Origin of the sequence: Polynucleobacter sp. JS-JIR-II-b4 (assembly GCF_018687815.1) — a bacterium.
GTDB lineage: Bacteria > Pseudomonadota > Gammaproteobacteria > Burkholderiales > Burkholderiaceae > Polynucleobacter.
In genome coordinates, this window is the sequence record NZ_CP061306.1 from 68,295 (window position 1) to 89,866 (window position 21,572).

The following is a 21,572-nucleotide window of genomic DNA, read 5'->3' on the forward strand; positions in this document are numbered from 1 at the left end:
TGAATGTCTAAAGACGATGTAATTCAGATGGCGGGAGAAGTTGTAGAGAATTTGCCGAATGCGATGTTTCGCGTGAAGCTAGAAAACGGACATGTGGTTCTAGGGCACATTTCCGGAAAGATGCGGATGCACTACATTCGTATTTTGCCGGGAGATAAGGTGACGGTGGAGATGACTCCATACGATCTTACGCGTGCCAGAATCATTTTCCGCGCGAAGTAAAGATTAAGTTGTACATATTTTTTTAGAGGTGAGTTATGAAAGTTTTAGCATCCGTTAAGTGTATTTGCAGAAATTGCAAGATCATTAAGCGCAAACGCGTTGTTCGCGTGATCTGTTCTTCAGACGCACGTCATAAGCAGCGTCAAGGCTGATCTGGTTAATTAAGAGGAAATCTCATGGCACGTATCGCTGGGGTAAACATCCCAAATCATCAACATACTGTTATCGGTTTAACAGCAATTTTTGGCATTGGCACAACCCGTGCACGCAAAATTTGTGAAACCACAGGTGTTGCAATCGACAAAAAAGTTAAAGACCTTACTGACGGTGACTTGGAAAAGTTGCGCGATGAAGTAGGTAAATTCATTACCGAAGGTGACCTTCGTCGTGAAGTAACTATGAGCATCAAGCGTTTGATGGACTTAGGTTGCTATCGCGGTGTTCGTCATCGTAAGGGCTTGCCTGTACGTGGTCAACGTACTAAGACTAATGCGCGTACCCGCAAGGGCCCACGCAAGTCTGGTGTGCAACTCAAGAAATAATCAAGAAAGTTTATTGACATGGCAAAACAACAATCCGCTTCCGCCGCTTCACAGCGCGCTCGTAAGAAGGTTAAAAAGAACGTTGCTGACGGTATTGCACACGTTCACGCTTCTTTTAATAACACCATTATTACGATCACTGATCGTCAGGGAAATGCGCTTTCATGGGCAACTTCTGGCGGCCAGGGTTTCAAAGGCTCACGTAAATCAACACCTTTTGCTGCTCAGGTAGCTGCAGAAGTTGCTGGTAAAGCTGCCGTTGAATGCGGTATCAAGAACTTGGAAGTTCAGATCAAAGGCCCAGGCCCAGGTCGTGAATCAGCAGTTCGTGCATTGAACTCATTAGGTATCAAGATTACTGAGATTCAAGACGTAACTCCAGTTCCACACAATGGTTGCCGTCCTCCTAAGCGTCGTCGTATCTAAGCTAGGAAGTTGGCTGTACAAGTTTTAGTAGTTTTTTATTAAAGCCCACTGTTCGCCTGATTTAAAAGGCGAACTCACCGTCGGTCGTAAGGCTGCGGCAAAGAAAGGAAAGCATCGTGGCACGTTACTTAGGGCCTAAGGCCAAATTAGCACGTCGGGAAGGTACCGACTTATTTTTAAAGAGCGCACGTCGCGCCCTGTCAGACAAGTGCAAGTTAGATACTAAGCCTGGTCAACATGGTCGTACATCTGGCTCAAGAACATCTGATTACGGTAATCAATTGCGTGAAAAGCAAAAGGTTAAGCGTATGTACGGAATTTTAGAGCGTCAGTTCCGTCGTTATTTCGCTGAAGCTGAGCGTCGTAAGGGTAATACCGGTTCGATGTTGCTTCAGTTGTTAGAGTCACGTCTTGATAACGTTGTTTATCGTATGGGCTTTGGTTCTACTCGTGCTGAAGCACGTCAGCTGGTTTCCCACTGCGCAATTTTGCTCAATGGTAGCCCTGTAAATATTCCATCTATTCAGGTTAAGCCTGGTGATGTAGTTGCTATTCGTGAAAAAGCGAAGAAGCAAGCGCGTATTACAGAATCATTGAATTTGGTTGGACAAATGACTCCTGTTACTTGGGTTTCAGTTGATGCAGCTAAGCTCGAGGGAACATTTAAGCAAGTGCCTGACCGCGAAGATATTAGCGGTGAAATTAATGAAAGTTTGATCGTTGAATTGTATTCACGCTAATTAGGCACTCTCAAGGAAAAAATATGCAAACAAATTTGCTCAAGCCAAAGATTATTTCTGTTGAAGCGCTTACCGCCAACCAAGCTAAGGTTGTTATGGAGCCGTTCGAGCGTGGCTATGGCCACACACTCGGAAATGCATTACGTCGCGTACTCTTGTCCTCGATGGTTGGTTATGCGCCAACTGAAGTAGCAATTGCTGGTGTTGTTCATGAGTACTCCACATTAGATGGAGTTCAAGAGGACGTTGTAAACCTCTTGTTGAACCTCAAAGGTATCGTATTTAAGTTGCAGTCACGTGACGAAGTTACTATCAATTTGCGTAAAGAAGGCCCAGGCGTTGTTACTGCAAAAGATATCGATTTGCCACATGATGTAGAAATCATGAACCCTGACCATGTGATCGCTCACTTGTCAGCTGGTGGTAAGTTGGACATGCAGATCAAGGTTGAAAAAGGCCGTGGCTATGTTCCAGGTAACGTACGTCAGTACAGCGACGAAGCAACTAAGATTATTGGTCGCATTGTGTTGGATGCTTCATTCAGCCCAGTAAGCCGTGTTAGCTATGCTGTTGAGTCTGCTCGTGTTGAGCAACGTACCGACCTCGATCGTTTGGTAATGACTATTGAAACTAACGGTGTGTTATCTCCTGAAGAAGCAATTCGTCAGGCAGCAAGCATCTTGGTTGATCAGTTAGTTGTATTCGCAGCCCTCGAAAGCAGCGAAGTTTCTGGTGATTTGGCACCAAGCCGCTCTTCAATGGTTGATCCAATGTTGATGCGTCCAGTAGATGACCTCGAGTTGACAGTTCGCTCCGCAAACTGCTTGAAAGCTGAGAACATTTACTACATCGGTGACTTGATTCAACGTACAGAGAATGAATTGTTGAAGACGCCTAATCTAGGTCGCAAATCTTTGAATGAAATTAAAGATGTTTTAGCGGCTCGTGGCTTAAGTCTTGGCATGAAACTCGAAAGCTGGCCTCCAGCTAACCTCGAGAAATAATTAGAAAGGAAGCATCATGCGTCACGGAAACGGCTTACGCAAACTAAACAGAACATCATCACATCGCCTAGCGATGCTGCGCAACATGTCCAATTCACTTTTGGAGCACGAAGTCATTAAAACGACTTTGCCAAAAGCTAAAGAATTGCGCATGGTTGTTGAGCCTTTGATTACCTTGGGTAAAAAAGATAACTTAGCAAACCGTCGCTTAGCATTCAATCGCACACGTGATCGCGATATCGTAGCCAAACTCTTCACAGAGCTCGGCCCACGTTACGCAACACGTCCAGGTGGCTACCTTCGTATTTTGAAGTTTGGCTTCCGTCATGGCGACAATGCGCCAATGGCTTTGGTTGAGTTGGTAGATCGCCCAGAAGTTGAAGAAACAGCAGTAACTGAAGAGGCTTAAGTCTCGGTGTTACGGTAAAAAGCCAGGCTTCGGTCTGGCTTTTTTCATTTATCGGGTTATAAATACAGAATGTCTGAAAACTCTCCAGCCAATTCCAGCAAGCTTTTGGTGGTGCTAACGAGTCTTCCTAATCTGGAGGCTGCCACAGGCTTGGCAAGGTCCTTGGTGGATAAGCATCTAGCTGCTTGTGTGCAGCTTACAGACGGCATTCAATCGATTTATCGCTGGGAGGATAAAGTTTGCGAGGAGCATGAAGTATTGCTTTCGGCAAAAACGACTGAGTCAAAGTGGCTTGAGATTTCAGCCTTTATTCAAAGCGCGCATCCTTATGACTTACCAGAAATATTAGCCTTTTCTCCAGAGCATTATGAAAGGCAATACGGCAAGTGGGTCGAGTCTGAGGTAAATTCGAAGTCATGAGAATGCATTCCTTTGTAGCAAAGATCTTCGCCCTATTTTTATTCCTTTCCGCGCAAGTTTTTGCTGCGCCGGATTTCTTGCCCCCAGAGAAAGCGTTCCGAGTGGAGGCTACTTGGTTAGAAAATTCCAATCAAGTGGAGTTGGAATTTTTGCCTGCTAAAGGCTATTACATCTATCAAGAATCTTTAAAGTTCCAAGCGGGCACGCAGGCTGAGAAGCTAATTAATATAAGGCCTTCATTGCCATCAGGTGTGGTGAAGTTTGATGAAACTTTTCAGAAAAAATTACAAGTTTATAAAGAGCCTTTCTTGGTATTTTTAGATGTAAAGCCTGCCGATGGCAAGCCGATCCATGCAGCTGTAACACTGCAAGGTTGCGCGGAGGCAGGTATTTGCTATCCACCTATGACCCTGAAATTTCTACTCGCCGGTCCCGGGGTTAAAGTAGCTCCGATTCCAGATGCTTTAGATGGCATGCCTTTATCAAGCACCCAGGATAGTGGCGAATTCAGTTTGGCTGATTTATGGCGTGAGCGTGATGACGTCAATGCTATTGCTCGCTTTTTAGAAAGTACTTCAACTGCTTATTTATTTTTAGCTTTCTTTGTATTGGGGCTTGCGCTCGCTTTTACACCCTGCGTCCTTCCCATGTTGCCTATTTTGTCGAGCGTTATCTTTGGCACTCAAGACGGTAAGGCTGTAACCAAGGGGCGTGCCAGCATCTTAGCGCTAGCCTATGTCTTGGGTATGGCATTGGTATACGCCTTGGCAGGAGTGCTTATGGCGGCCCTTGGCGGGAGCGTACAGCGGGCTTTGCAGAGTCCCTTCGCATTAGCTGCTTTTGCCCTATTACTTTTAGCCCTTTCAGGCAGTTTGTTTGGTTTGTATGACCTACGGTTGCCGCAATCATGGCATCACCATGTAGATCGGTTGGCAGGGCGTCAAAAGGGCGGCAATGTGCTTGGCGCTTTTGCTTTGGGGGGTATTTCTACTTTAGTAGCCAGCCCCTGTATTACTGCGCCCCTGGCAGGCGTTTTGGCCTTTATTGCGCAAACCGGCTCGATGAGCCTAGGCGCAGGATTCCTTTTTGTAATGGCCCTAGGAATGGGGCTGCCACTATTCTTTATTGCGATTGAGGCCCGTATTCTGATTCCATCCACGGGTATTTGGATGGTTTATTTGCAGCGTACCTTGGGAGTTCTTCTGGTCGCCACGGCAGCATGGATTGCCTCGCCATTGCTCCAGAAAAATGATGTTGCGGGAACTGCAAAAACAGTCAATGGCCAGAGTATTCATCAACTAGGTGATTTATCTTTTGTAGTGATTCATTCGCCTGCAGAGTTAGATACGCAACTAAGCAAAGCCAAGCAAGAGAAGAAAGTGATTCTCCTGGATTTTTATGCAGACTGGTGCATTAGCTGTAAAGAAATGAAAGTAAATACCTTTACCAGTCCAGAGGTAAGTAAAGAGCTCAAGCAACTGGTTTTATTGCAAGCAGACGTTACAGCGAATAGCCCTGAGAACCAGGCATTACTTAAGCGTTTTGGATTATTTGGTCCTCCAGGAATTCTGATCTTCAATCAAAATTCAGAAGAGCTAAAAGACCAACGTGTGATTGGCTACATGCCACCCCAGCGTTTTATTGAACGATTAAAACAAGCAGCCAGCACTCAATAAAAAATCAAATTTGTTTTTTATTTGCCTGCTGCGTTTGCCTTAAGCAAGCGCGCCGCTTCGAGTGCGAAGTAAGTCAAAACACCATTAGCACCTGCACGTTTAAATGAGAGCAGTGATTCCATCATCACAGCATCATGATCTAGCCAACCATTTTGTGCGGCAGCCTTGAGCATGGCATATTCACCGCTTACTTGATAGGCATAGGTGGGATAGTCGAACTCTTCGCGGACGCGACGCACGATATCCAAATAAGGCATGCCAGGCTTTACCATGACCATATCTGCACCTTCGCTGATATCGAGAGCAACCTCCCGCAAAGCCTCGTCGCCATTAGCGCAATCCATTTGATATGTTTTTTTATCGGCTTTACCCAGGTTCTTTGCAGAGCCAACTGCATCTCTAAAGGGGCCATAAAAGGCGGAGGCATATTTAGCTGAGTAAGCCATGATTCGGGTGTGAATTAAATTCTTTTGCTCGAGTGCTTCACGAATTTTCCCGATGCGCCCATCCATCATGTCTGATGGTGCAACAATATCAACACCAGCTTCTGCTTGCGTGATCGCTTGCTGAACTAAGATTGCAGTCGTTTCATCATTCAGAATACGACCTTGCTCATCGAGTACGCCATCTTGACCATGGCTTGTATATGGATCAAGCGCTACATCGGTCATGATGCCTAAATTGGGGAAACGTTTTTTGAGTTCGCGAACAGCCGTAGGAATGAGCCCTTTGGGATTAAAGGCCTCTTTACCATCGGGAGTTTTTAATGCGCTATCGATTACTGGAAAAAGCGCAAGTACTGGAATACCTAAATCTACACATTCTTGTGCAACCGGGAAAAGTAAATCTAGAGAAACGCGATTGACGCCAGGCATTGATGCTACTGCTTCGGCCTTTCCTTGCCCTTCCAGTAAAAATACTGGATAGATCAAATCATTTGCAGTGACATTATTTTCTTGCATCAAGCGACGCGACCAATCATCCCGACGCATGCGGCGAGGACGGTGTCCTGGGAAATTGAGCAATGCGTTAGCTGGTGATTTCATTTTCATGAGTTTCTGCTTCAAATAGCCATTTAATAATTAAATTATCTGCCTCTTCAAGGCCAATCCGTTTGGTGCTTGAGAATAATTGTGCCGTAAGTTGCTTGGACTCACCATTGCCGTCAGGTAGGGCCGGGTCATATTGTTGTAATTGCTTGCGTACCGCCTCCAGCACATGCTTGCACTCACTGTTGTTTAGTTTGTCGCATTTGCTGAGTAACACGTGAATAGGCTTGCCGGTGGGCACAAACCACCGAATCATTTGCTCGTCCAGCTCTGTGATACCGCGCCTAGAGTCCACGATCAGGATCATGCCTATCAACTGCTCTCGCTCCTGTAAATAGTCGCTTAGAAGGGCATTCCAGTGGTATTTGGTCTCGTGATTGACTGCTGCATAGCCATAGCCTGGTAAGTCGACCAAATAAGCCAGTAGATCATCTTTTGCAAAAACACCAAAATAGTTAATATGTTGGGTGCGTCCAGGCGTTTTACTAGCAAAAGCCAGCCTTTTTTGGTTGCAAAGGACATTAAGAGCGCTAGATTTGCCCGCATTTGACCGGCCTGCGAAGGCCACCTCTCTTAGCGGGGTGGCAGGCAGACAGTGGGTGTCATTAACTGTGGTGGCGAATCGGGCTTGAAAGAGTTTAGACATGTCCAGAAGCTATTGTAAAATCACGCAAAATCATGAAATATCTCATGGTGTTGGGTAAAAGGTTGTAAATGCAGGGCCCAAACACTTTTAGGAATTTTTGCCAAGGTAAACATAATGCGTCAAACCTCTCAAATCTCCAAATTAACTAGCTTACGGGCTGGTTTTGCGGTTCTCTCTATTTTCGCTCTAATCGGCGTATCCGGTACAGTTTTCGCCGCTGATGATGCTGCTCCTATGGCGGCTGCTCCAGAAGCTAAAGCAGAAGTTCCAGGTAAGCCAAAGGTTGATCTAGCCGCTGGTGAAGCGCTGTATTCAAATGGCGATGCAACTCGTGGTGTAACCGCTTGTATCACTTGCCATGGCCCTAAAGGTCAAAGTGCGATTGGTACATGGCCAAAGCTTTCCGCTCAGCATGCTGCATACCTCACAAAGCAATTGAAAAACTTTAAAGAGGGCACTCGCGCAAATCCAATCATGATGGGTATGGCCGCGACTTTGACACAGCAAGATATGCAAAATATTTCTGCTTTTTTAGCTAAGCAGCCAATCTCCCAGGGTGTTGCTCAAGATAAATCAACAATCGCATTAGGCCAAAGTATTTATCGTGGCGGTATTGCGGCAAAAGGTGTTCCAGCTTGTGCTGCATGTCACAGCCCAACAGGCGCTGGTATTCCTGCTCAGTACCCACTTCTTGGCGGTCAATGGGCCGAATACAATAATGCCCAGTTGCTAGCGTTCCGTGAAGGTGTTCGTACCAACAGCAGTCAAATGACAACGATTGCCTCTAAGCTTTCGGATAAAGAAATGAAAGCGGTGGCTGATTACATCGCAGGTTTGCATTAATTAGCTAAAGCATTAAAACAAAACCCCGCTACTTCAGCGGGGTTTTTTTATTGTCTAAAACTTTTACAGATTATTAATTTGGCAAAACTGTTTCCGATGAAAACAAGTCGGCAGTTTTTTCGCGAGCGCGAATCACGTAAGCATTTTTTCCGTCAACCATAATCTCTGCAGGTTTAGGGCGTGTGTTGTAGTTGGAGGCCATCACAAAACCATAAGCACCAGCAGACAGAATGGCTAGAAGATCGCCTTCTTCTACTGCAAGATGACGATCCCTTCCCAGCCAGTCGCCAGATTCGCAAACAGGACCAACGATGTCGTAGGTTAAGGCTTTTGCTGCCTTCTTTTGTACCGGCACTATTCCATGATGTGCTTCATATAGGGCTGGGCGCATCAGTTCGGTCATTGCGGCATCAACAATACAGAAGTTCTTTTCAGCGCCAGGCTTTAAATACTCCACAGTGGTTAGTAACACGCCAGCATTGCCCACCAATGACCTGCCTGGCTCAAGCACAACGTCTAAGTGACCAAAACCACGCTCAGCCACCCTATTCAACAAGGTGTTCGTAAAGTCAGTAATGTCTGGCGGAGTTTCGTCGCTATAAGAAATGGCAAGACCACCACCGAGATCAAGATGGTGAATCACAATGCCTTCCTTCTTTAATTGCGCGACAAGATCTAAGACTTTATCCAGGGCATCTAAATAGGGGGCGGTAGTAGTGATCTGTGAACCAATATGACAATCAATGCCGACTACATCTATTTGAGAAAGTTGTGATGCTTCACGATAAGTTTTTAAAACCTCGTGAAATGCAATGCCAAATTTATTGCCCTTAAGTCCAGTAGAAATATAGGGATGGGTTTGCGCATCCACATCAGGGTTGACGCGTAAAGAAATAGGGGCGCGGCAGTTGAGTTCAGTGGCTACGCGATTAATCTTATGTAGTTCGGCAATCGATTCTACGTTGATGCATTTGACGCCAGCCTTGAGAGCGGTGGCGATCTCAGCGGCAGATTTACCTACGCCGGCAAATACTAAGCTCTTTGGATCTGCGCCAATTGCTAATGCACGAGCCAACTCGCCACCGCTTACTAAATCAAACCCAGCCCCCAGTTTTTTAAAGCAATCAATCACCGCTAAATTGCTATTGGCTTTCATAGCGTAGTGAACGCGAGCACGACGTTTACCGCTACCATCAACACAGGCCTTATCGTAGGCCTGGTAGGCTTCAGTCAATGCTTGTTTGCTATAGATATACAGCGGCGTACCAAATTCTTTTGCTAAATCTGCGAGTGGAATTTCTTCGGCATACCAGCTGCCCTCGCGTTCAGTAAACCCAGATAACTTAGGAAGGGGAATTGCTTTGCTTGTCATTACTTGGCCGATGAAGAATTGCTTGGGCTAGCGGAGGTTTGAGGTGGGTATAGCTTGCCTTTGGGTTCCGGCTCTGTAGGAGCAGGCGGAACTGGTGGCACATTTGGCATATATAGAGGCCCCCTTACCCCACACCCAACAAGGGATATTAGAAGGCTAAAGCAGAGGGTTCTATTAAGAATCGCTATCATGAATGTCTCTAAAACGAATGATTGAATATAGCATGCAGGACTCCGGTATGAATCCAAATAATCCAGGCGTAGAAACCATTGATGACAAGCAGTTTTACCAGCTGGGAAGCAATTTATTGCATTCCATAGAAGTCGCATTGGAGGCTGCGGATGAAGCATTGGATCTCGACTTGGATATTGAGCGCCAAGGCGGGAACGTGATCAATATTCGTTTTAAGGATAAAAGTGTCATCGTGATCAATACCCAACCACCTTTGCACGAGATTTGGGTCGCTGCCAAATCGGGTGGATACCACTATCGCTGGGCTGGCACGATGGCACAACCTTTGTGGCTTGATACCAAAACAGGAAAAGAGCTGTTGAGCGATTTGACTGAGTTTGCGAGCTCTCAGGCTGGTCAAGCAGTCAAAATGAGTTTGATTTAAGCTGCGCCAGTAGCGCTTAAAGTTTCAATCACTTGGGCATCATCTACGCTTTTAATCTGGGCTTTACCAATTTTTTCTAAAACAACGTAACGGATTTGCCCGCCCTCAGTTTTTTTATCAACTTGCATGAGTTCCATATAGCGACCCGCACCAAACTTTGGCGGTGTAATGGGTAAATTCATAGATTGGATAATTTTAGTGAGGCGCTGAACATCAGCGTCGCTAATGTAATTGAGTCGACGCGATAGATCTGCTCCCATCACCATGCCGCATCCAACAGCTTCACCATGTAACCATTCCCCATAGCCCATACCCGCTTCAATTGCGTGACCAAAGGTATGGCCAAAATTGAGGGTTGCACGAATACCACCCTCTCTTTCATCTGCAGAAACCACGGCAGATTTAATTTCACAGGAACGTAAGACGGCATGTCCCATTGCTTCTGTGTCGCAGGCTAGCAGTGGCGTTGCATTGGATTCGATCCAATCTAAGAACTGTGCATCTGCAATAGCACCATGCTTTACAACTTCAGCAAGCCCAGCAGATAGCTCTCTCGGAGGTAAAGTCTTTAAGGTATTGAGATCGGCAATCACAGCGACCGGCTGATGAAAGGCGCCAATCATATTTTTACCTAGCGGATGGTTGATCCCAGTTTTACCGCCAACTGAAGAGTCCACCTGAGCAAGCAAGGTAGTGGGCACTTGAATAAAGCGAATGCCGCGCATAAAGCTAGCGGCAGCAAATCCAGTCATATCGCCTATTACGCCACCACCCAAAGCAACCAACATGGTATGGCGATCAGCGCCAAATTTTAAAAGGTCATCAAAAATCAACTGAAGATTTTTCCAGTCTTTATATGACTCGCCATCAGGTAGAACAATTGTTCTAACAGGCTTCCCAAAGGTGCTCAGCGTCTTAGTTAGGCGCTCAGCATAGAGCGGGGCAACCGTAGTGTTACTAACAATGTAAATAGAGGTTGCTTTTTCACAGGCCTTAAATAAGCTTGCTTGATCAATCAGATCTTTGCCAATATAAATCGGGTAACTGCGATTGCCAAGATCAACTTCAAGTGTTTTCATCATAGTGCCAATATATTTAAGCGGAAAGTTCAAGCTGCATGATTAAGGTATTGACCAGCTGATTAACGCTAGGCTTGCCAGTCTCAATCACATGGTCAGCGATTTCACGATACAGAGGATCGCGAACGGCATATAAGTTTTCTAAAATCTTTTTGGCATCCCCATTTTTTAATAAGGGGCGACCCTCGCCACCTTTGGTGCGATGCCAAAGTTCAATTGGGTTTGCGTGAAGATAAATCACGGTGCCGCCCTCACTTAATGCCTGCCGATTTTCTGGTGAGAGAACAGCGCCACCGCCGGTTGCCAAAATAATATCTTGCTCGGCAGTGATTTCACGGATGGCTTGAGCTTCTCTTTTGCGAAATCCTTCTTCGCCTTCCATTTCAAAAATGACGGGGATTTTTACGCCACAGCGCTCTTCAATCACATGGTCAGCATCCAGAAAGCGACGCCCTAATTTTTTAGCCAAGACTTTACCGACGGTCGACTTCCCAGCGCCCATGAGGCCGATTAGAAAGATATTGTTTGTCGAAGAGTTCACCCTTCGATTTTATTAGGGTTTGTCGAGAACGGTCGGGGTTAAGAAGACCAATAGCTCAGTTTTGTCTTGCAATCTGGATTTATGGCGAAAAAAATGACCAATGAGGGGAATATCGCCCAATAGCGGGATTTTGACTTCGTCTTCCCGTTCGGTAGTTTGGAAAATGCCACCAATGATTGCTGTCCCGCCGTTTTCAACGGTGACCTCTGAGCTCAGGCTTTTGGTGTCAATGGCGTATCCCTGTTCTGTTTTCATACCTACCGTGTCCTTATTAATGCCCACTAGCATTGATATCTTTCCGTCTGGATGGATTTTTGGCAAAACCTCTAGGCGAAGGTTTGCCTTTCTAAACTGCAACTTGCTGCCATTTTGATTCGAGGTTTGGTACGGCAGTTCTGTGCCTTGCTCAATGGTTGCCTTTACTTGGTCGCCAGTCATGATGCGTGGGTTGGAAAGAATCTTTCCCTGACCCTCAGACTCAAGCGCAGAAAGTTCTGCCTGCAAAATGCGGCTCCCATTTCTGGAGACTAAGGTTGCCGCCATGGTTGCTGGATTAAAACCACTCAAACCAGCGCCACCCAGATCCATGCTGCCAATCAATTTTTGATCTGCTTTATCTCCGACACCATTGACTTGATATCCCAACTTAACTCCTAGTTCACGGGCAAAGCGTTCATCAGCCTCAACTATTCGGGCTTCTATGAGGATTTGCCTTGGACTATTAATGTGGTCTCCACCAAAAGGAAGGGCGGCGTCTTCACGCCGGAATTTCTGAAAGGCTTGGATTTCTGCGTGAGGCCCAATCCAGTAGATTTCTCCGTTGCGCACCAGTCGTAAGCCGCGGCTCGCCAGAATGGAGTGAAGGGCTGTTTGCCAGGGTGTATTTCTAAGGTCTATAGAGATCTTCCCTTTAATGGATTCACTTAATAAAAAATTGGTATTACCCAATTTCGCCATAGTTTCTAAAAGTTCAGTTAATTCAATATCGGTAAATTGCAGGCTAATAGGGATCAGGAAATGATTTTGTGAAGGCGTATTACTCATTGCGGTATTGCTCGATAAAAGCATCAATACAGCTAACCAAGAGGTGAGCAGTTTGAAGTATTTCTGGGGGTTATTTAGGCTGAGCTTCATTCGCTTTTTGAAGCCTTCAGAAGCAGAGATTTGCCCTGGGGATGGGTTAGGGTCACAAGTCCTTTTTCTATAGTGCTAAGGCGCCATTCCCCTAAAACCTGCGCCCCCTTCTCAAAGGCAAGATGGCTTTTCCCTGTATGAAAATAGGCTTGCTGGGTATTGCCCATTTGGGATGTGCCAAGGTAGCGCCAGCGGCGTAGCTCCGACTCATGGGTTGGTGCTTGCGGCCTGTTGGGAGCTCTTGTTTCTGCCTTTATTTCCTTTAAAGAGTGAATACTCACTTCTATTTCATCAATTGCTAGATATAGCTCATCCTGAGCTTGATTAATTTGATCGTGCGTTAATAGCATCTCTTTTTTCAATTCCGAAAGCTGTTGTTGGGATGCCTCCAAAGCATCTTGGGATTGCTTATTCAATGAGGTGTAGGTCACAAAAAATGCAATAGCTGCTACCAACAAGATGCCAATCAGGGCGATCGGAAGTGCAATTCCTTGGAGCGAATTTCTGATCTGAATAGGACTTAAAGGCTCCGGGAAGGGATTGTTTCTGCCTTGGTTTGGAGCTCTAGGCGGTGCACTTTGTTGGGGTGGTGGTTTGCGGATTCCATGGGGGTCGGGGATGGCTGGATCATCGCCAAGATCACTCAGAATTTCATCAAAAGATTGGCTGGAAATATGGCGGGCGGGCATGCCCATATTCTTCTGTTTTGGGTGCTGAAAATCCATCAGCCCAGATTGAACCCGCCGTCAGAAATCAGATCTTGTCTATGGGCGGGACAGGGGTTTTGGAGCTTTTAAGGAATTTGCCTAAGCACCCTATAATTTGGACATATGGCCTTACCTCCAAAAGACAAGCCACCGCTGAATCAGCGTCCCATTCGTCCATCCGATAGACGCCCTCGGAATTCACGAGTTGAGCCTGGCTTGCCGCGCAAGACTTCTAGTAATCCACTTGTAAAGGCTTTACTGATCATCGGCGTAGTCTTTGCTTTGGTAATCACGCTATTGATGGGCTATGCATTCTTGGTCGCCAAACCTAATCTTCCTAAGATCTCTGCTTTAACGGATTACAACCCCAAGACTCCTCTGCGTATTTACACAGCAGACAAAGTGTTGATTGGTGAGTTTGGCGAGGAGCGTCGCAAAGTCATTCCTTTAAACGAAATACCGATGAGTATGCGTAATGCAGTTTTAGCAATTGAGGATGATCGCTTCTATTCTCATGGCGGCGTGGATTATGTTGGAATTTTGCGGGCAGCAGTAACCAATTTGCGCGGACACCTTTCGCAAGGCGCGTCCACTATCACCATGCAGGTGGCTCGCAACTTCTTTCTCAGCAATGAAAAAACCTTTAGCCGAAAAATTTATGAGGTTCTCCTGGCCTGGGAGATTGAGTCTCAATTAACCAAAGACAAAATCTTGGAAATCTATATGAACCAGATTTTCTTGGGTCAGAGGGCTTTTGGATTTTCTAGTGCTGCGCAGATTTACTTTGGTATTGATTTAAAGGACATTACGATCGCTCAGTCAGCGATGTTGGCGGGCTTGCCAAAAGCCCCGTCAGCCTATAACCCCGTCAGTAATTTCCGCCGCGCCAAGATTCGGCAAGAGTACATTCTTCAGCGCATGCGCGATCTGGGTTACATCACGCCAGAGGAATACCAAAAAGCGATGATTGAGGAATTACATATTCGCGGCCTAGGTAATGAATTTGCAGTACGTGCAGATTTTCCGGCCGAGATGGTTCGTCAATTGCTGTTCACGCAGTATGGAGAGGCAATCTATTCACAGGGGATCGACGTCTACACGACTATCTTGAAGGCCGATCAAGATGCTGCCTATAAAGCAGTCCGACGTGGAATTTTTGAATACGATTTACGGCATGCTTATCGTGGTCCAGAAGGTTTTATCGATCTTCCTGAGGACTCTGTGAAACGCCAGCGCGCGATTGATGAGGCATTACTTGCTTACCCACAGTTAGATGATTTGCAGTCTGGTGTTGTGCTTGATGTAAAGCCAAAAGAAATGCAAGTCATGATTTCAACTGGGGACACCATCACTATTAAAGGTGAAGGCATGAAGTTGGCGGCTGCCTCTATTACTGATAGTACTCAGCCGAAAAAACGCTTACGTCCAGGCGCTGTAGTGCGTTTGTTATCGGATGGGGGTGTTTGGAAGTTGGCTCAACTTCCGCAAGTTGAAGCTGCTTTTGTCTCCATGAATGCGGAGACCGGCGCAATTCTGTCTTTAGTAGGCGGCTTTGATTTCCGACGGAATCAATTCAACCATGTAACACAAGCCTTACGTCAGCCGGGTTCCTCATTTAAACCATTTATCTATGCCGCCGCCATTGAAAAAGGCTTTACCCCAAGCACGATGGTGAACGATGCACCTTTATCCATTGGCAGCATGGAGACTGGTAGTCAGGCCTGGGAGCCAAAAAACTACGATGGTAAATACGACGGCATGATGCGCTTGCGCAATGCTTTGGCAAAATCAAAGAACTTAGTCTCGGTTCGCATTATTCGTGCCATCGGCCCCTCTTATGCGCAGGAATATATTCAGCGTTTTGGCTTTGAACCAGAAAAGCACCCCCCTTACTTAACAATGGCTTTGGGCGCGGGTTCTGTAACCCCGTTGCAGATGGCCTCTGCTTATAGTGTGTTTGCCAATGGTGGTTATCGTGTAGATCCATTCTTGATTGACAAGATGGTGGACTCTAAAGGCACCGTCATGTTCGAAGCAAAACCTACGCATGCGGGCGAAGATGCGCCTCGTGTGTTGGATGCGCGCACTGCATTTGTGATGGACAGCATGCTGCAAGAAGTAACCAAGACGGGTACCGCAGCCTCTGCGCGTGGTAAGTTGGGACGTAGCGATATTGCAGGTAAAACAGGCACAACGAATGATTCGCACGATGCCTGGTTTGCTGGCTATAACCCTAAGGTAGTTGCGATTGCATGGATTGGCTTTGATAAGCCTGCGAGTTTGGGGGATCGAGAGACTGGTGGTGGACTTGCTTTGCCAATGTGGATTTCTTATATGGCGACTGCGTTAAAAGATAGCCCTCAGATCTCCCGCGAAGTGCCAAGCGGCGTAACGCAAGTTGATGGTGACTGGTTTATCCCGGACTTCTCTACTAACGGCGGTGTGCGCGAACTGCAATAGTTCGTTTTCAACATGGCACGGCAAGCTCGCACAGTAATACCAGGCCAAGCAATGCATGTGATGGTCCGCGGCAATAATCGTGAAACCATTTTCTTTGCCGATGAAGATCGTCGTACTTATCTAGAGTGGTTGCGTGAAGCAGCGAGGCAGTTTGGCTGTGCTGTGCATGCGTTTGCTTTAATGCCTAACCATGTGCATTTGCTCATGACTCCCCAAAGCGAAGATTCGCTTGCGAAAACAATGCAGTCTCTTGGCCGTCGTTATGCCCAGTACTTCAATCAACTGCACCGCCGCTCTGGAACTATTTGGGAGGGGCGCTATCGCTCATCTTTGATTGACCCGGATTATTTTTTACGCTGCCAGCGTTATATAGAGCTCAATCCGGTGAGATCTGGTTATGAATCTAATCCCCAAAGCTCTACATGGACGAGTTTTGCAACCCACATTGGGGGCAATGCAGAGCCTTGGTTGGTAGATCATCAGCATTTTTGGAGGTTGGGTAATACCCCTTTTGAGCGGCAGATGAGCTGGGCGAACTTTGTAAAAGAGGGCGCACCTCACTGGGAAGACCGCCAAATCACAGAATCTCTATTGCGATCCAAGCCTTGGGTCAGTGATATTTATGCCAAAAAGCTCTTTAAAGATGCTCCGGAGCTGGCATTAATTCGCCATCGTGGACGCCCTAGAAAAATTAATGTATTAAATTCAGTTACTTAGGTAATTAATAGTTTCCCTGTACTTCAAATAGGGTATTGAGTATTCCGACTCTGTCCCCATATATAGAATTCATATTGGTGCGACATCTAAATAAATGGGACAGACTCATTTTATTTCTATTGCATCGGTGTGGGTATTCACCTATATTGGATCCTCCAAAAGTAATTAGGCCTTTGTCGCCCCTCGGAAATACTATGACTACAAAATTAAATACAGATCTTCGCCCTATCGCTCAAGGTTTATATGACCCTAGTAATGAGCATGACGCTTGCGGCGTAGGATTCGTTGCACATATCAAAGGTAAGAAATCTCATGAGATCGTTTCTCAGGGTTTACAGATCCTTGAGAATTTAGATCACCGGGGAGCAGTTGGTGCTGATCCGTTAATGGGCGATGGCGCCGGTATCTTGATTCAGATTCCGGATACTTTGTATCGCGAAGAAATGGCTAAGCAAGACGTGACTTTGCCACCATTAGGTGAGTATGGCGTTGGCATGATTTTCTTGCCGAAAGAGCATGCTTCCCGTTTAGCATGCGAACAAGAATTAGAGCGCACTGTGCGCTTAGAGGGCCAAGTTGTTTTAGGTTGGAGAGATGTTCCGGTAGATGTGAAATTGCCGATGTCTCCAACTGTGCAAATGACAGAGCCATTTATCCGTCAAATTTTTATTGGCCGTGGCCGCGACATCATGACAACCGATGCGCTCGAGCGTAAGTTGTATGTGATTCGCAAAACAGCAAGTCACGCAATTCAAGATTTGCATTTGAAGCACGGTAAAGAATATTTCGTTGCATCAATGTCCGCTAGAACCATTGTTTACAAGGGTTTGCTGTTAGCGAATCAAGTCGGCGCTTATTACCAAGACTTGCAAGATAAGCGCACTGTATCCGCGCTTGCTTTAGTGCATCAACGTTTCTCTACTAATACTTTCCCTGCATGGGAATTGGCGCATCCGTATCGCATGATTGCCCACAACGGTGAGATCAACACTGTTAAAGGTAACGTCAATTGGGTCAATGCACGTGAGGGCGCGATTAGCTCCCCAGTGCTTGGCGATGATTTGCAAAAACTCTGGCCATTGATTTACCCAGGCCAGTCAGACACTGCGTGTTTTGATAACTGCTTAGAGTTGCTGGTGATGTCTGGCTACCCATTAGCTCAAGCCATGATGATGATGATTCCTGAGGCATGGGAACAGCATGCATTGATGGATGACAATCGCCGCGCTTTCTACGAATATCACGCAGCAATGATGGAGCCATGGGATGGACCTGCGGCGATGGCATTTACTGATGGTCGTCAAATTGGCGCAACCTTGGACCGCAATGGTTTGCGTCCAGCACGTTATTACGTAACCGACGATGACTTGGTCATCATGGGTTCTGAAGCTGGTGTGTTGCCAATTCCTGAAAGCAAGATTGTTCAAAAATGGCGTTTGCAGCCAGGCAAGATGTTCATGATCGACATGGAGCAAGGCCGCATCATTGACGACGTTGAGCTGAAGAATGCTGTTTCTAAGGCCAAGCCATATAAGAGCTGGATCGATGCGGTTCGTGTGAAGTTAGATGAGGTTGATGCCAGCAAGGCAGACTTAATTGACGAGAAAACGACTATTCGTCCAGCAGCTAAATTATTAGATCGTCAACAGGCATTTGGTTATACGCAAGAAGACATTAAATTCTTGATGGCTCCAATGGCCATGAATGGTGAAGAGGCTATTGGTTCAATGGGTAATGACAGCCCATTGGCAGTTCTTTCTAATAAGGACAAGCCTCTCTATAACTACTTCAAGCAATTATTTGCGCAGGTGACCAATCCTCCAATCGATTCGATTCGCGAGAATATGGTGATGTCTTTAGTTTCTTTCATTGGGCCTAAGCCTAATTTATTAGATACCAATAACATCAACCCTCCAATGCGTCTAGAAGTGAGTCAGCCAATTTTGGATTTTGATGACATCACCAAGATTCGTCACATTGGTCACTACACTAACGGCAAGTTCCGCTCTTACGAATTGGATATTTGCTATCCAGCGTCATGGGGCAAAGCTGGCATTGAGGCTCGCTTGGCATCTTTGTGTGCTGAGGCTGCAGATGCCGTACGTTCTGGCTACAACATTTTGATCGTGAGCGATCGTCAAGTTGATGAGAAGCATGTCGCCATTCCGGCTTTGCTGGCAACTTCTGCTATTCATCAGCATTTGGTGCAAAAAGGTTTGCGTACCAGCGTTGGCTTAGTGGTTGAAACTGGCAGCGCACGTGAGACTCATCACTTTGCACTCTTGGCTGGTTATGGTGCAGAAGCCATTCATCCATACCTCGCCATGGAAACTTTAGCTGAAATGGCTAAAGGATTGTCTGGAGACTTATCTGCAGAAAAAGCTGTGAAGAACTTTGTAAAAGCAGTCGGTAAGGGTCTACAAAAGGTCATGTCCAAAATGGGCATCTCCACTTACATGTCCTATACCGGTTCACAGATTTTTGAAGCGATAGGCTTAAATCACGACATCATTGATCAGTACTTCAAAGGCACCCCATCAAACGTGGGTGGTATCGGCGTATTTGAGGTGGCTGAAGAAGCTTTACGTATGCACACAGCTGCATTTGGTAACGATCCAGTTTTAACCAATATGCTTGATGCTGGTGGCGAGTATGCTTTCCGTATTCGTGGTGAGAATCATATGTGGACTCCAGACACGATTGCGAAGTTGCAGCACTCCACACGTATTGGTGCTGAGAAGGGTTATCAGACTTATAAAGAGTACGCCAATATCATCAATGATCAAACCAAGCGTCAAATGACTTTGCGTGGTTTGTTTGAATTCAAGCTCGACCCAGCAAAAGCGATTCCATTGGATGAAGTGGAGTCTGCAAAAGAAATCGTTAAACGTTTTGCAACGGGCGCGATGTCCTTAGGTTCTATCTCTACAGAAGCACATGCTACTTTGGCTATTGCTATGAACCGTATCGGCGGTAAGTCCAATACTGGTGAAGGTGGCGAAGATCCAAATCGTTATGTGAATGAACTCAAAGGTATCCCAATCAAGAAGGGCGAGACTTTAGCTAGCATCTTGGGTGGCGATGTGGTTGAGGCCAATATTCCATTATTGGATGGCGACTCATTGCGCTCCAAAATTAAGCAGGTTGCTTCTGGTCGTTTTGGCGTGACTACAGAGTACTTACGTTCTGCCGATCAGATTCAGATCAAAATGGCCCAAGGCGCTAAGCCTGGTGAAGGTGGTCAGTTGCCTGGTGGAAAAGTATCCGATTACATCGGTAAGTTACGTTTCTCTGTGCCGGGTGTTGGTTTGATTTCTCCTCCTCCGCACCATGATATTTATTCGATTGAGGATATTGCTCAATTGATTCATGACTTGAAGAACGTTAATCCAAAGGCTGACGTTTCTGTCAAGCTGGTATCTGAAGTGGGTGTTGGAACTATTGCTGCTGGTGTGGCAAAAGCGAAAGCAGACCACGTTGTGATCGCTGGTCATGATGGCGGAACTGGTGCATCTCCACTTTCTTCAATCAAGCACGCTGGCTCTCCATGGGAACTCGGCTTAGCTGAAACACAGCAAACATTGGTTCTCAATGGTCTGCGTAGCCGTATCCGTGTTCAGGCTGATGGTCAGATGAAAACAGGCCGTGACGTAGTGATCGGCGCTTTGTTGGGTGCGGATGAATTTGGTTTTGCGACTGCTCCATTAGTAGTTGAGGGTTGCATCATGATGCGTAAGTGTCATCTGAATACCTGCCCAGTTGGTGTAGCTACTCAAGATCCAGAATTGCGTAAGAAATTCTCAGGCAAACCTGAGCATGTGGTGAATTTCTTCTTCTTTATTGCCGAGGAAGCTCGCGAGATCATGGCGCAACTTGGTATTCGTAAGTTTGATGACTTAATTGGTCGCGTTGATTTGTTGGATACCCGTAAGGGCATTGAAAACTGGAAAGTGCATGGCTTGGATTTCAGCAAGATATTTGCTGAACCACAAGTTGCTGCTGAAGTTCCACGTTACCAAGTGTTAACTCAAGATCATGGCCTAGCTAGTGCGCTTGACAACATCTTGATCGAGAAGAGTGAGCCTGCATTAGAGCGTGGCGAGAAGGTTTCCTTCATTGTTCCGGTGAAGAACGTGAACCGTACCGTAGGCGCTATGCTCTCTGGAGAAGTTGCGCAGCGCTATGGGCACGCAGGTTTGCCGGATGACACGATTCACATTCAATTGAATGGCACAGCTGGTCAAAGTTTTGCAGCCTTCTTGTCACGCGGCATCACATTAGACTTAGTTGGCGACGGCAATGACTACGTTGGTAAGGGCTTGTCAGGCGGGCGCGTGATTGTTCGTGCTCCTCACGAGTTCCGTGGCGATACCGCTAAGAACATCATTGTTGGCAATACCGTTCTTTATGGGGCAATTGCTGGCGAAGCCTTCTTTAATGGCGTAGCTGGTGAGCGTTTCGCAGTTCGTAACTCTGGCGCTACAACGGTTGTTGAGGGTACTGGCGACCACGGTTGTGAGTACATGACTGGTGGAACAGTGGTTGTATTAGGCGCGACAGGCCGTAACTTTGCTGCAGGCATGAGTGGTGGCATTGCTTACGTTTACGACGAGGATGGCTTGTTCGATAAGCGTTGTAACACCAGCATGGCAACGCTAGTAAAAGTGCTGCCTTCTGCTGAGCAGATCGCTAAGATGCCGAAGTCCGAATGGCATGCTCCTATCGATGTAAAAGATGGTGGCGAGCGCTTGACTGATGAGCAAATTTTGAAGGGCTTGATTGAGCGTCATTTCCGTCACACCGGCTCTGAGCGTGCTAAAGCGCTCTTGGCTGATTGGGAAAATGCTCGTGGTCGTTTTGTGAAGGTTCTCCCTACTGAGTACAAGCGTGCTCTTGGTGAATTGTGGGAAAAAGCTCAGAACAAAACTGTTGCGGCATAAGCCACTTAATTAATAAAGACATTAAGAAA

At 46.4% G+C, this 21,572-nt stretch carries 22 protein-coding genes; 14 read left to right on the plus strand and 8 right to left on the minus strand.

What is annotated here, in order from left to right:
- The first annotated feature begins 3 nt into the window (after positions 1 to 3).
- The 9 genes from infA to dsbD all read left to right on the plus strand — a co-directional run bounded on the left by infA (position 4) and on the right by dsbD (position 5,439).
- On the plus strand, positions 4 to 222 hold the full coding sequence (gene infA, locus ICV90_RS00410; protein WP_068320132.1) for a translation initiation factor IF-1: 219 nt from the start codon (positions 4 to 6) through the stop codon (positions 220 to 222).
- Between the two features lie 35 nt (positions 223 to 257).
- The gene (rpmJ, locus tag ICV90_RS00415; RefSeq protein WP_012357167.1) at positions 258 to 374 is read left to right on the plus strand and encodes a 50S ribosomal protein L36; all 117 of its coding nucleotides are present in this window, start codon (positions 258 to 260) and stop codon (positions 372 to 374) included.
- Positions 375 to 398: 24 nt separating this feature from the next.
- Positions 399 to 764 carry a 30S ribosomal protein S13 gene (rpsM, locus tag ICV90_RS00420; RefSeq protein ID WP_015420253.1) on the plus strand — a complete coding sequence of 122 codons (366 nt, stop codon included), beginning with the start codon at positions 399 to 401 and terminating at the stop codon, positions 762 to 764.
- A gap of 18 nt (positions 765 to 782) precedes the next feature.
- Positions 783 to 1,190: a 30S ribosomal protein S11 gene (rpsK, locus tag ICV90_RS00425; RefSeq protein ID WP_011901923.1), complete on the plus strand. Its 408-nt coding sequence runs from the start codon at positions 783 to 785 to the stop codon at positions 1,188 to 1,190.
- A gap of 116 nt (positions 1,191 to 1,306) precedes the next feature.
- Positions 1,307 to 1,930 (plus strand): 30S ribosomal protein S4, encoded by a 624-nt coding sequence (rpsD, locus tag ICV90_RS00430; RefSeq protein WP_215358836.1) that lies wholly within the window; start codon positions 1,307 to 1,309, stop codon positions 1,928 to 1,930.
- Between the two features lie 23 nt (positions 1,931 to 1,953).
- Positions 1,954 to 2,934 carry a DNA-directed RNA polymerase subunit alpha gene (gene rpoA / locus ICV90_RS00435; protein WP_215321281.1) on the plus strand — a complete coding sequence of 327 codons (981 nt, stop codon included), beginning with the start codon at positions 1,954 to 1,956 and terminating at the stop codon, positions 2,932 to 2,934.
- A 16-nt stretch (positions 2,935 to 2,950) separates the two neighbouring features.
- Complete coding sequence (gene rplQ / locus ICV90_RS00440; protein ID WP_072582073.1) at positions 2,951 to 3,343, plus strand: 50S ribosomal protein L17; 393 nt, start codon at positions 2,951 to 2,953, stop codon at positions 3,341 to 3,343.
- 69 nt (positions 3,344 to 3,412) lie between these two features.
- Positions 3,413 to 3,763 carry a divalent-cation tolerance protein CutA gene (gene cutA, locus ICV90_RS00445; protein ID WP_215358837.1) on the plus strand — a complete coding sequence of 117 codons (351 nt, stop codon included), beginning with the start codon at positions 3,413 to 3,415 and terminating at the stop codon, positions 3,761 to 3,763.
- Positions 3,760 to 5,439 carry a protein-disulfide reductase DsbD gene (gene dsbD, locus ICV90_RS00450; protein WP_215358838.1) on the plus strand — a complete coding sequence of 560 codons (1,680 nt, stop codon included), beginning with the start codon at positions 3,760 to 3,762 and terminating at the stop codon, positions 5,437 to 5,439. The genes cutA and dsbD overlap by 4 nt, the downstream gene beginning before the upstream one ends.
- Positions 5,440 to 5,456: 17 nt before the next feature.
- Here the strand turns inward: dsbD and hemB are convergent, their stop codons facing one another.
- Complete coding sequence (hemB, locus tag ICV90_RS00455; protein ID WP_215358839.1) at positions 5,457 to 6,491, minus strand: porphobilinogen synthase; 1,035 nt, start codon at positions 6,489 to 6,491, stop codon at positions 5,457 to 5,459.
- The gene (gene yihA / locus ICV90_RS00460) at positions 6,469 to 7,134 is read right to left on the minus strand and encodes a ribosome biogenesis GTP-binding protein YihA/YsxC (RefSeq protein ID WP_215358840.1); all 666 of its coding nucleotides are present in this window, start codon (positions 7,132 to 7,134) and stop codon (positions 6,469 to 6,471) included. Before yihA ends, hemB begins: the two co-directional genes overlap by 23 nt.
- A 114-nt stretch (positions 7,135 to 7,248) precedes the next feature.
- Between yihA and ICV90_RS00465 the strand changes: the two genes are divergently transcribed.
- The gene (locus ICV90_RS00465; RefSeq protein ID WP_215358841.1) at positions 7,249 to 7,977 is read left to right on the plus strand and encodes a cytochrome c; all 729 of its coding nucleotides are present in this window, start codon (positions 7,249 to 7,251) and stop codon (positions 7,975 to 7,977) included.
- Positions 7,978 to 8,050: 73 nt separating this feature from the next.
- Here ICV90_RS00465 and lysA read toward each other — a convergent pair whose 3' ends face one another.
- Together lysA and ICV90_RS10350 are read right to left on the minus strand one after the other, a co-directional pair.
- Positions 8,051 to 9,349 (minus strand): diaminopimelate decarboxylase, encoded by a 1,299-nt coding sequence (gene lysA / locus ICV90_RS00470; protein ID WP_215358842.1) that lies wholly within the window; start codon positions 9,347 to 9,349, stop codon positions 8,051 to 8,053.
- On the minus strand, positions 9,349 to 9,540 hold the full coding sequence (locus tag ICV90_RS10350; RefSeq protein ID WP_215358843.1) for a lipoprotein: 192 nt from the start codon (positions 9,538 to 9,540) through the stop codon (positions 9,349 to 9,351). Before ICV90_RS10350 ends, lysA begins: the two co-directional genes overlap by 1 nt.
- 2 nt (positions 9,541 to 9,542) lie before the next feature.
- Here ICV90_RS10350 and cyaY point away from each other — a divergent pair, with 2 nt between their 5' ends.
- The gene (cyaY, locus tag ICV90_RS00480; RefSeq protein WP_251367744.1) at positions 9,543 to 9,965 is read left to right on the plus strand and encodes an iron donor protein CyaY; all 423 of its coding nucleotides are present in this window, start codon (positions 9,543 to 9,545) and stop codon (positions 9,963 to 9,965) included.
- On the opposite strand, the gene aroB is transcribed toward cyaY, so the two are convergent.
- The 4 genes from aroB to ICV90_RS00500 are packed head-to-tail and all read right to left on the minus strand — an operon-like array spanning position 9,962 to position 13,408.
- On the minus strand, positions 9,962 to 11,044 hold the full coding sequence (aroB, locus tag ICV90_RS00485) for a 3-dehydroquinate synthase (protein WP_251367808.1): 1,083 nt from the start codon (positions 11,042 to 11,044) through the stop codon (positions 9,962 to 9,964). The genes cyaY and aroB overlap by 4 nt on opposite strands.
- 16 nt (positions 11,045 to 11,060) lie before the next feature.
- Positions 11,061 to 11,585, minus strand: a complete 525-nt coding sequence (locus ICV90_RS00490) for a shikimate kinase (RefSeq protein ID WP_215321288.1) — start codon at positions 11,583 to 11,585, stop codon at positions 11,061 to 11,063.
- 12 nt (positions 11,586 to 11,597) lie between these two features.
- The gene (locus tag ICV90_RS00495; RefSeq protein ID WP_251367745.1) at positions 11,598 to 12,719 is read right to left on the minus strand and encodes a secretin and TonB N-terminal domain-containing protein; all 1,122 of its coding nucleotides are present in this window, start codon (positions 12,717 to 12,719) and stop codon (positions 11,598 to 11,600) included.
- Positions 12,716 to 13,408: a hypothetical protein gene (locus tag ICV90_RS00500; RefSeq protein ID WP_215358845.1), complete on the minus strand. Its 693-nt coding sequence runs from the start codon at positions 13,406 to 13,408 to the stop codon at positions 12,716 to 12,718. Before ICV90_RS00500 ends, ICV90_RS00495 begins: the two co-directional genes overlap by 4 nt.
- Positions 13,409 to 13,549: 141 nt before the next feature.
- Between ICV90_RS00500 and ICV90_RS00505 the strand changes: the two genes are divergently transcribed.
- From ICV90_RS00505 to ICV90_RS00515, 3 genes are all read left to right on the plus strand, one after another.
- Positions 13,550 to 15,886 (plus strand): penicillin-binding protein 1A, encoded by a 2,337-nt coding sequence (locus ICV90_RS00505; protein ID WP_215358846.1) that lies wholly within the window; start codon positions 13,550 to 13,552, stop codon positions 15,884 to 15,886.
- A 12-nt stretch (positions 15,887 to 15,898) separates the two neighbouring features.
- Positions 15,899 to 16,603, plus strand: a complete 705-nt coding sequence (locus tag ICV90_RS00510; RefSeq protein ID WP_215358847.1) for a transposase — start codon at positions 15,899 to 15,901, stop codon at positions 16,601 to 16,603.
- Between the two features lie 194 nt (positions 16,604 to 16,797).
- Positions 16,798 to 21,543, plus strand: a complete 4,746-nt coding sequence (locus ICV90_RS00515) for a glutamate synthase-related protein (protein ID WP_215358848.1) — start codon at positions 16,798 to 16,800, stop codon at positions 21,541 to 21,543.
- The last annotated feature ends 29 nt before the right edge of the window (positions 21,544 to 21,572 follow it).

Bases quoted from the DNA above. Each gene is read 5' to 3' on its own strand.
- ICV90_RS00505 (WP_215358846.1), top strand. From the start codon at position 13,550: ATGGCCTTACCTCCAAAAGACAAGCCACCGCTGAATCAGCGTCCCATT.
- rpoA (WP_215321281.1), top strand. From the start codon at position 1,954: ATGCAAACAAATTTGCTCAAGCCAAAGATTATTTCTGTTGAAGCGCTT.
- ICV90_RS00465 (WP_215358841.1), top strand. From the start codon at position 7,249: ATGCGTCAAACCTCTCAAATCTCCAAATTAACTAGCTTACGGGCTGGT.
- rplQ (WP_072582073.1), top strand. From the start codon at position 2,951: ATGCGTCACGGAAACGGCTTACGCAAACTAAACAGAACATCATCACAT.
- lysA (WP_215358842.1), bottom strand. From the start codon at position 9,349: ATGACAAGCAAAGCAATTCCCCTTCCTAAGTTATCTGGGTTTACTGAA.
- rpsK (WP_011901923.1), top strand. From the start codon at position 783: ATGGCAAAACAACAATCCGCTTCCGCCGCTTCACAGCGCGCTCGTAAG.
- ICV90_RS10350 (WP_215358843.1), bottom strand. From the start codon at position 9,540: ATGATAGCGATTCTTAATAGAACCCTCTGCTTTAGCCTTCTAATATCC.
- yihA (WP_215358840.1), bottom strand. From the start codon at position 7,134: ATGTCTAAACTCTTTCAAGCCCGATTCGCCACCACAGTTAATGACACC.
- hemB (WP_215358839.1), bottom strand. From the start codon at position 6,491: ATGAAAATGAAATCACCAGCTAACGCATTGCTCAATTTCCCAGGACAC.
- infA (WP_068320132.1), top strand. From the start codon at position 4: ATGTCTAAAGACGATGTAATTCAGATGGCGGGAGAAGTTGTAGAGAAT.
- dsbD (WP_215358838.1), top strand. From the start codon at position 3,760: ATGAGAATGCATTCCTTTGTAGCAAAGATCTTCGCCCTATTTTTATTC.
- rpsM (WP_015420253.1), top strand. From the start codon at position 399: ATGGCACGTATCGCTGGGGTAAACATCCCAAATCATCAACATACTGTT.
- aroB (WP_251367808.1), bottom strand. From the start codon at position 11,044: ATGAAAACACTTGAAGTTGATCTTGGCAATCGCAGTTACCCGATTTAT.
- ICV90_RS00510 (WP_215358847.1), top strand. From the start codon at position 15,899: ATGGCACGGCAAGCTCGCACAGTAATACCAGGCCAAGCAATGCATGTG.
- ICV90_RS00500 (WP_215358845.1), bottom strand. From the start codon at position 13,408: ATGCCCGCCCGCCATATTTCCAGCCAATCTTTTGATGAAATTCTGAGT.
- rpmJ (WP_012357167.1), top strand. From the start codon at position 258: ATGAAAGTTTTAGCATCCGTTAAGTGTATTTGCAGAAATTGCAAGATC.
- ICV90_RS00515 (WP_215358848.1), top strand. From the start codon at position 16,798: ATGACTACAAAATTAAATACAGATCTTCGCCCTATCGCTCAAGGTTTA.
- cyaY (WP_251367744.1), top strand. From the start codon at position 9,543: ATGTCTCTAAAACGAATGATTGAATATAGCATGCAGGACTCCGGTATG.
- cutA (WP_215358837.1), top strand. From the start codon at position 3,413: ATGTCTGAAAACTCTCCAGCCAATTCCAGCAAGCTTTTGGTGGTGCTA.
- ICV90_RS00495 (WP_251367745.1), bottom strand. From the start codon at position 12,719: ATGAAGCTCAGCCTAAATAACCCCCAGAAATACTTCAAACTGCTCACC.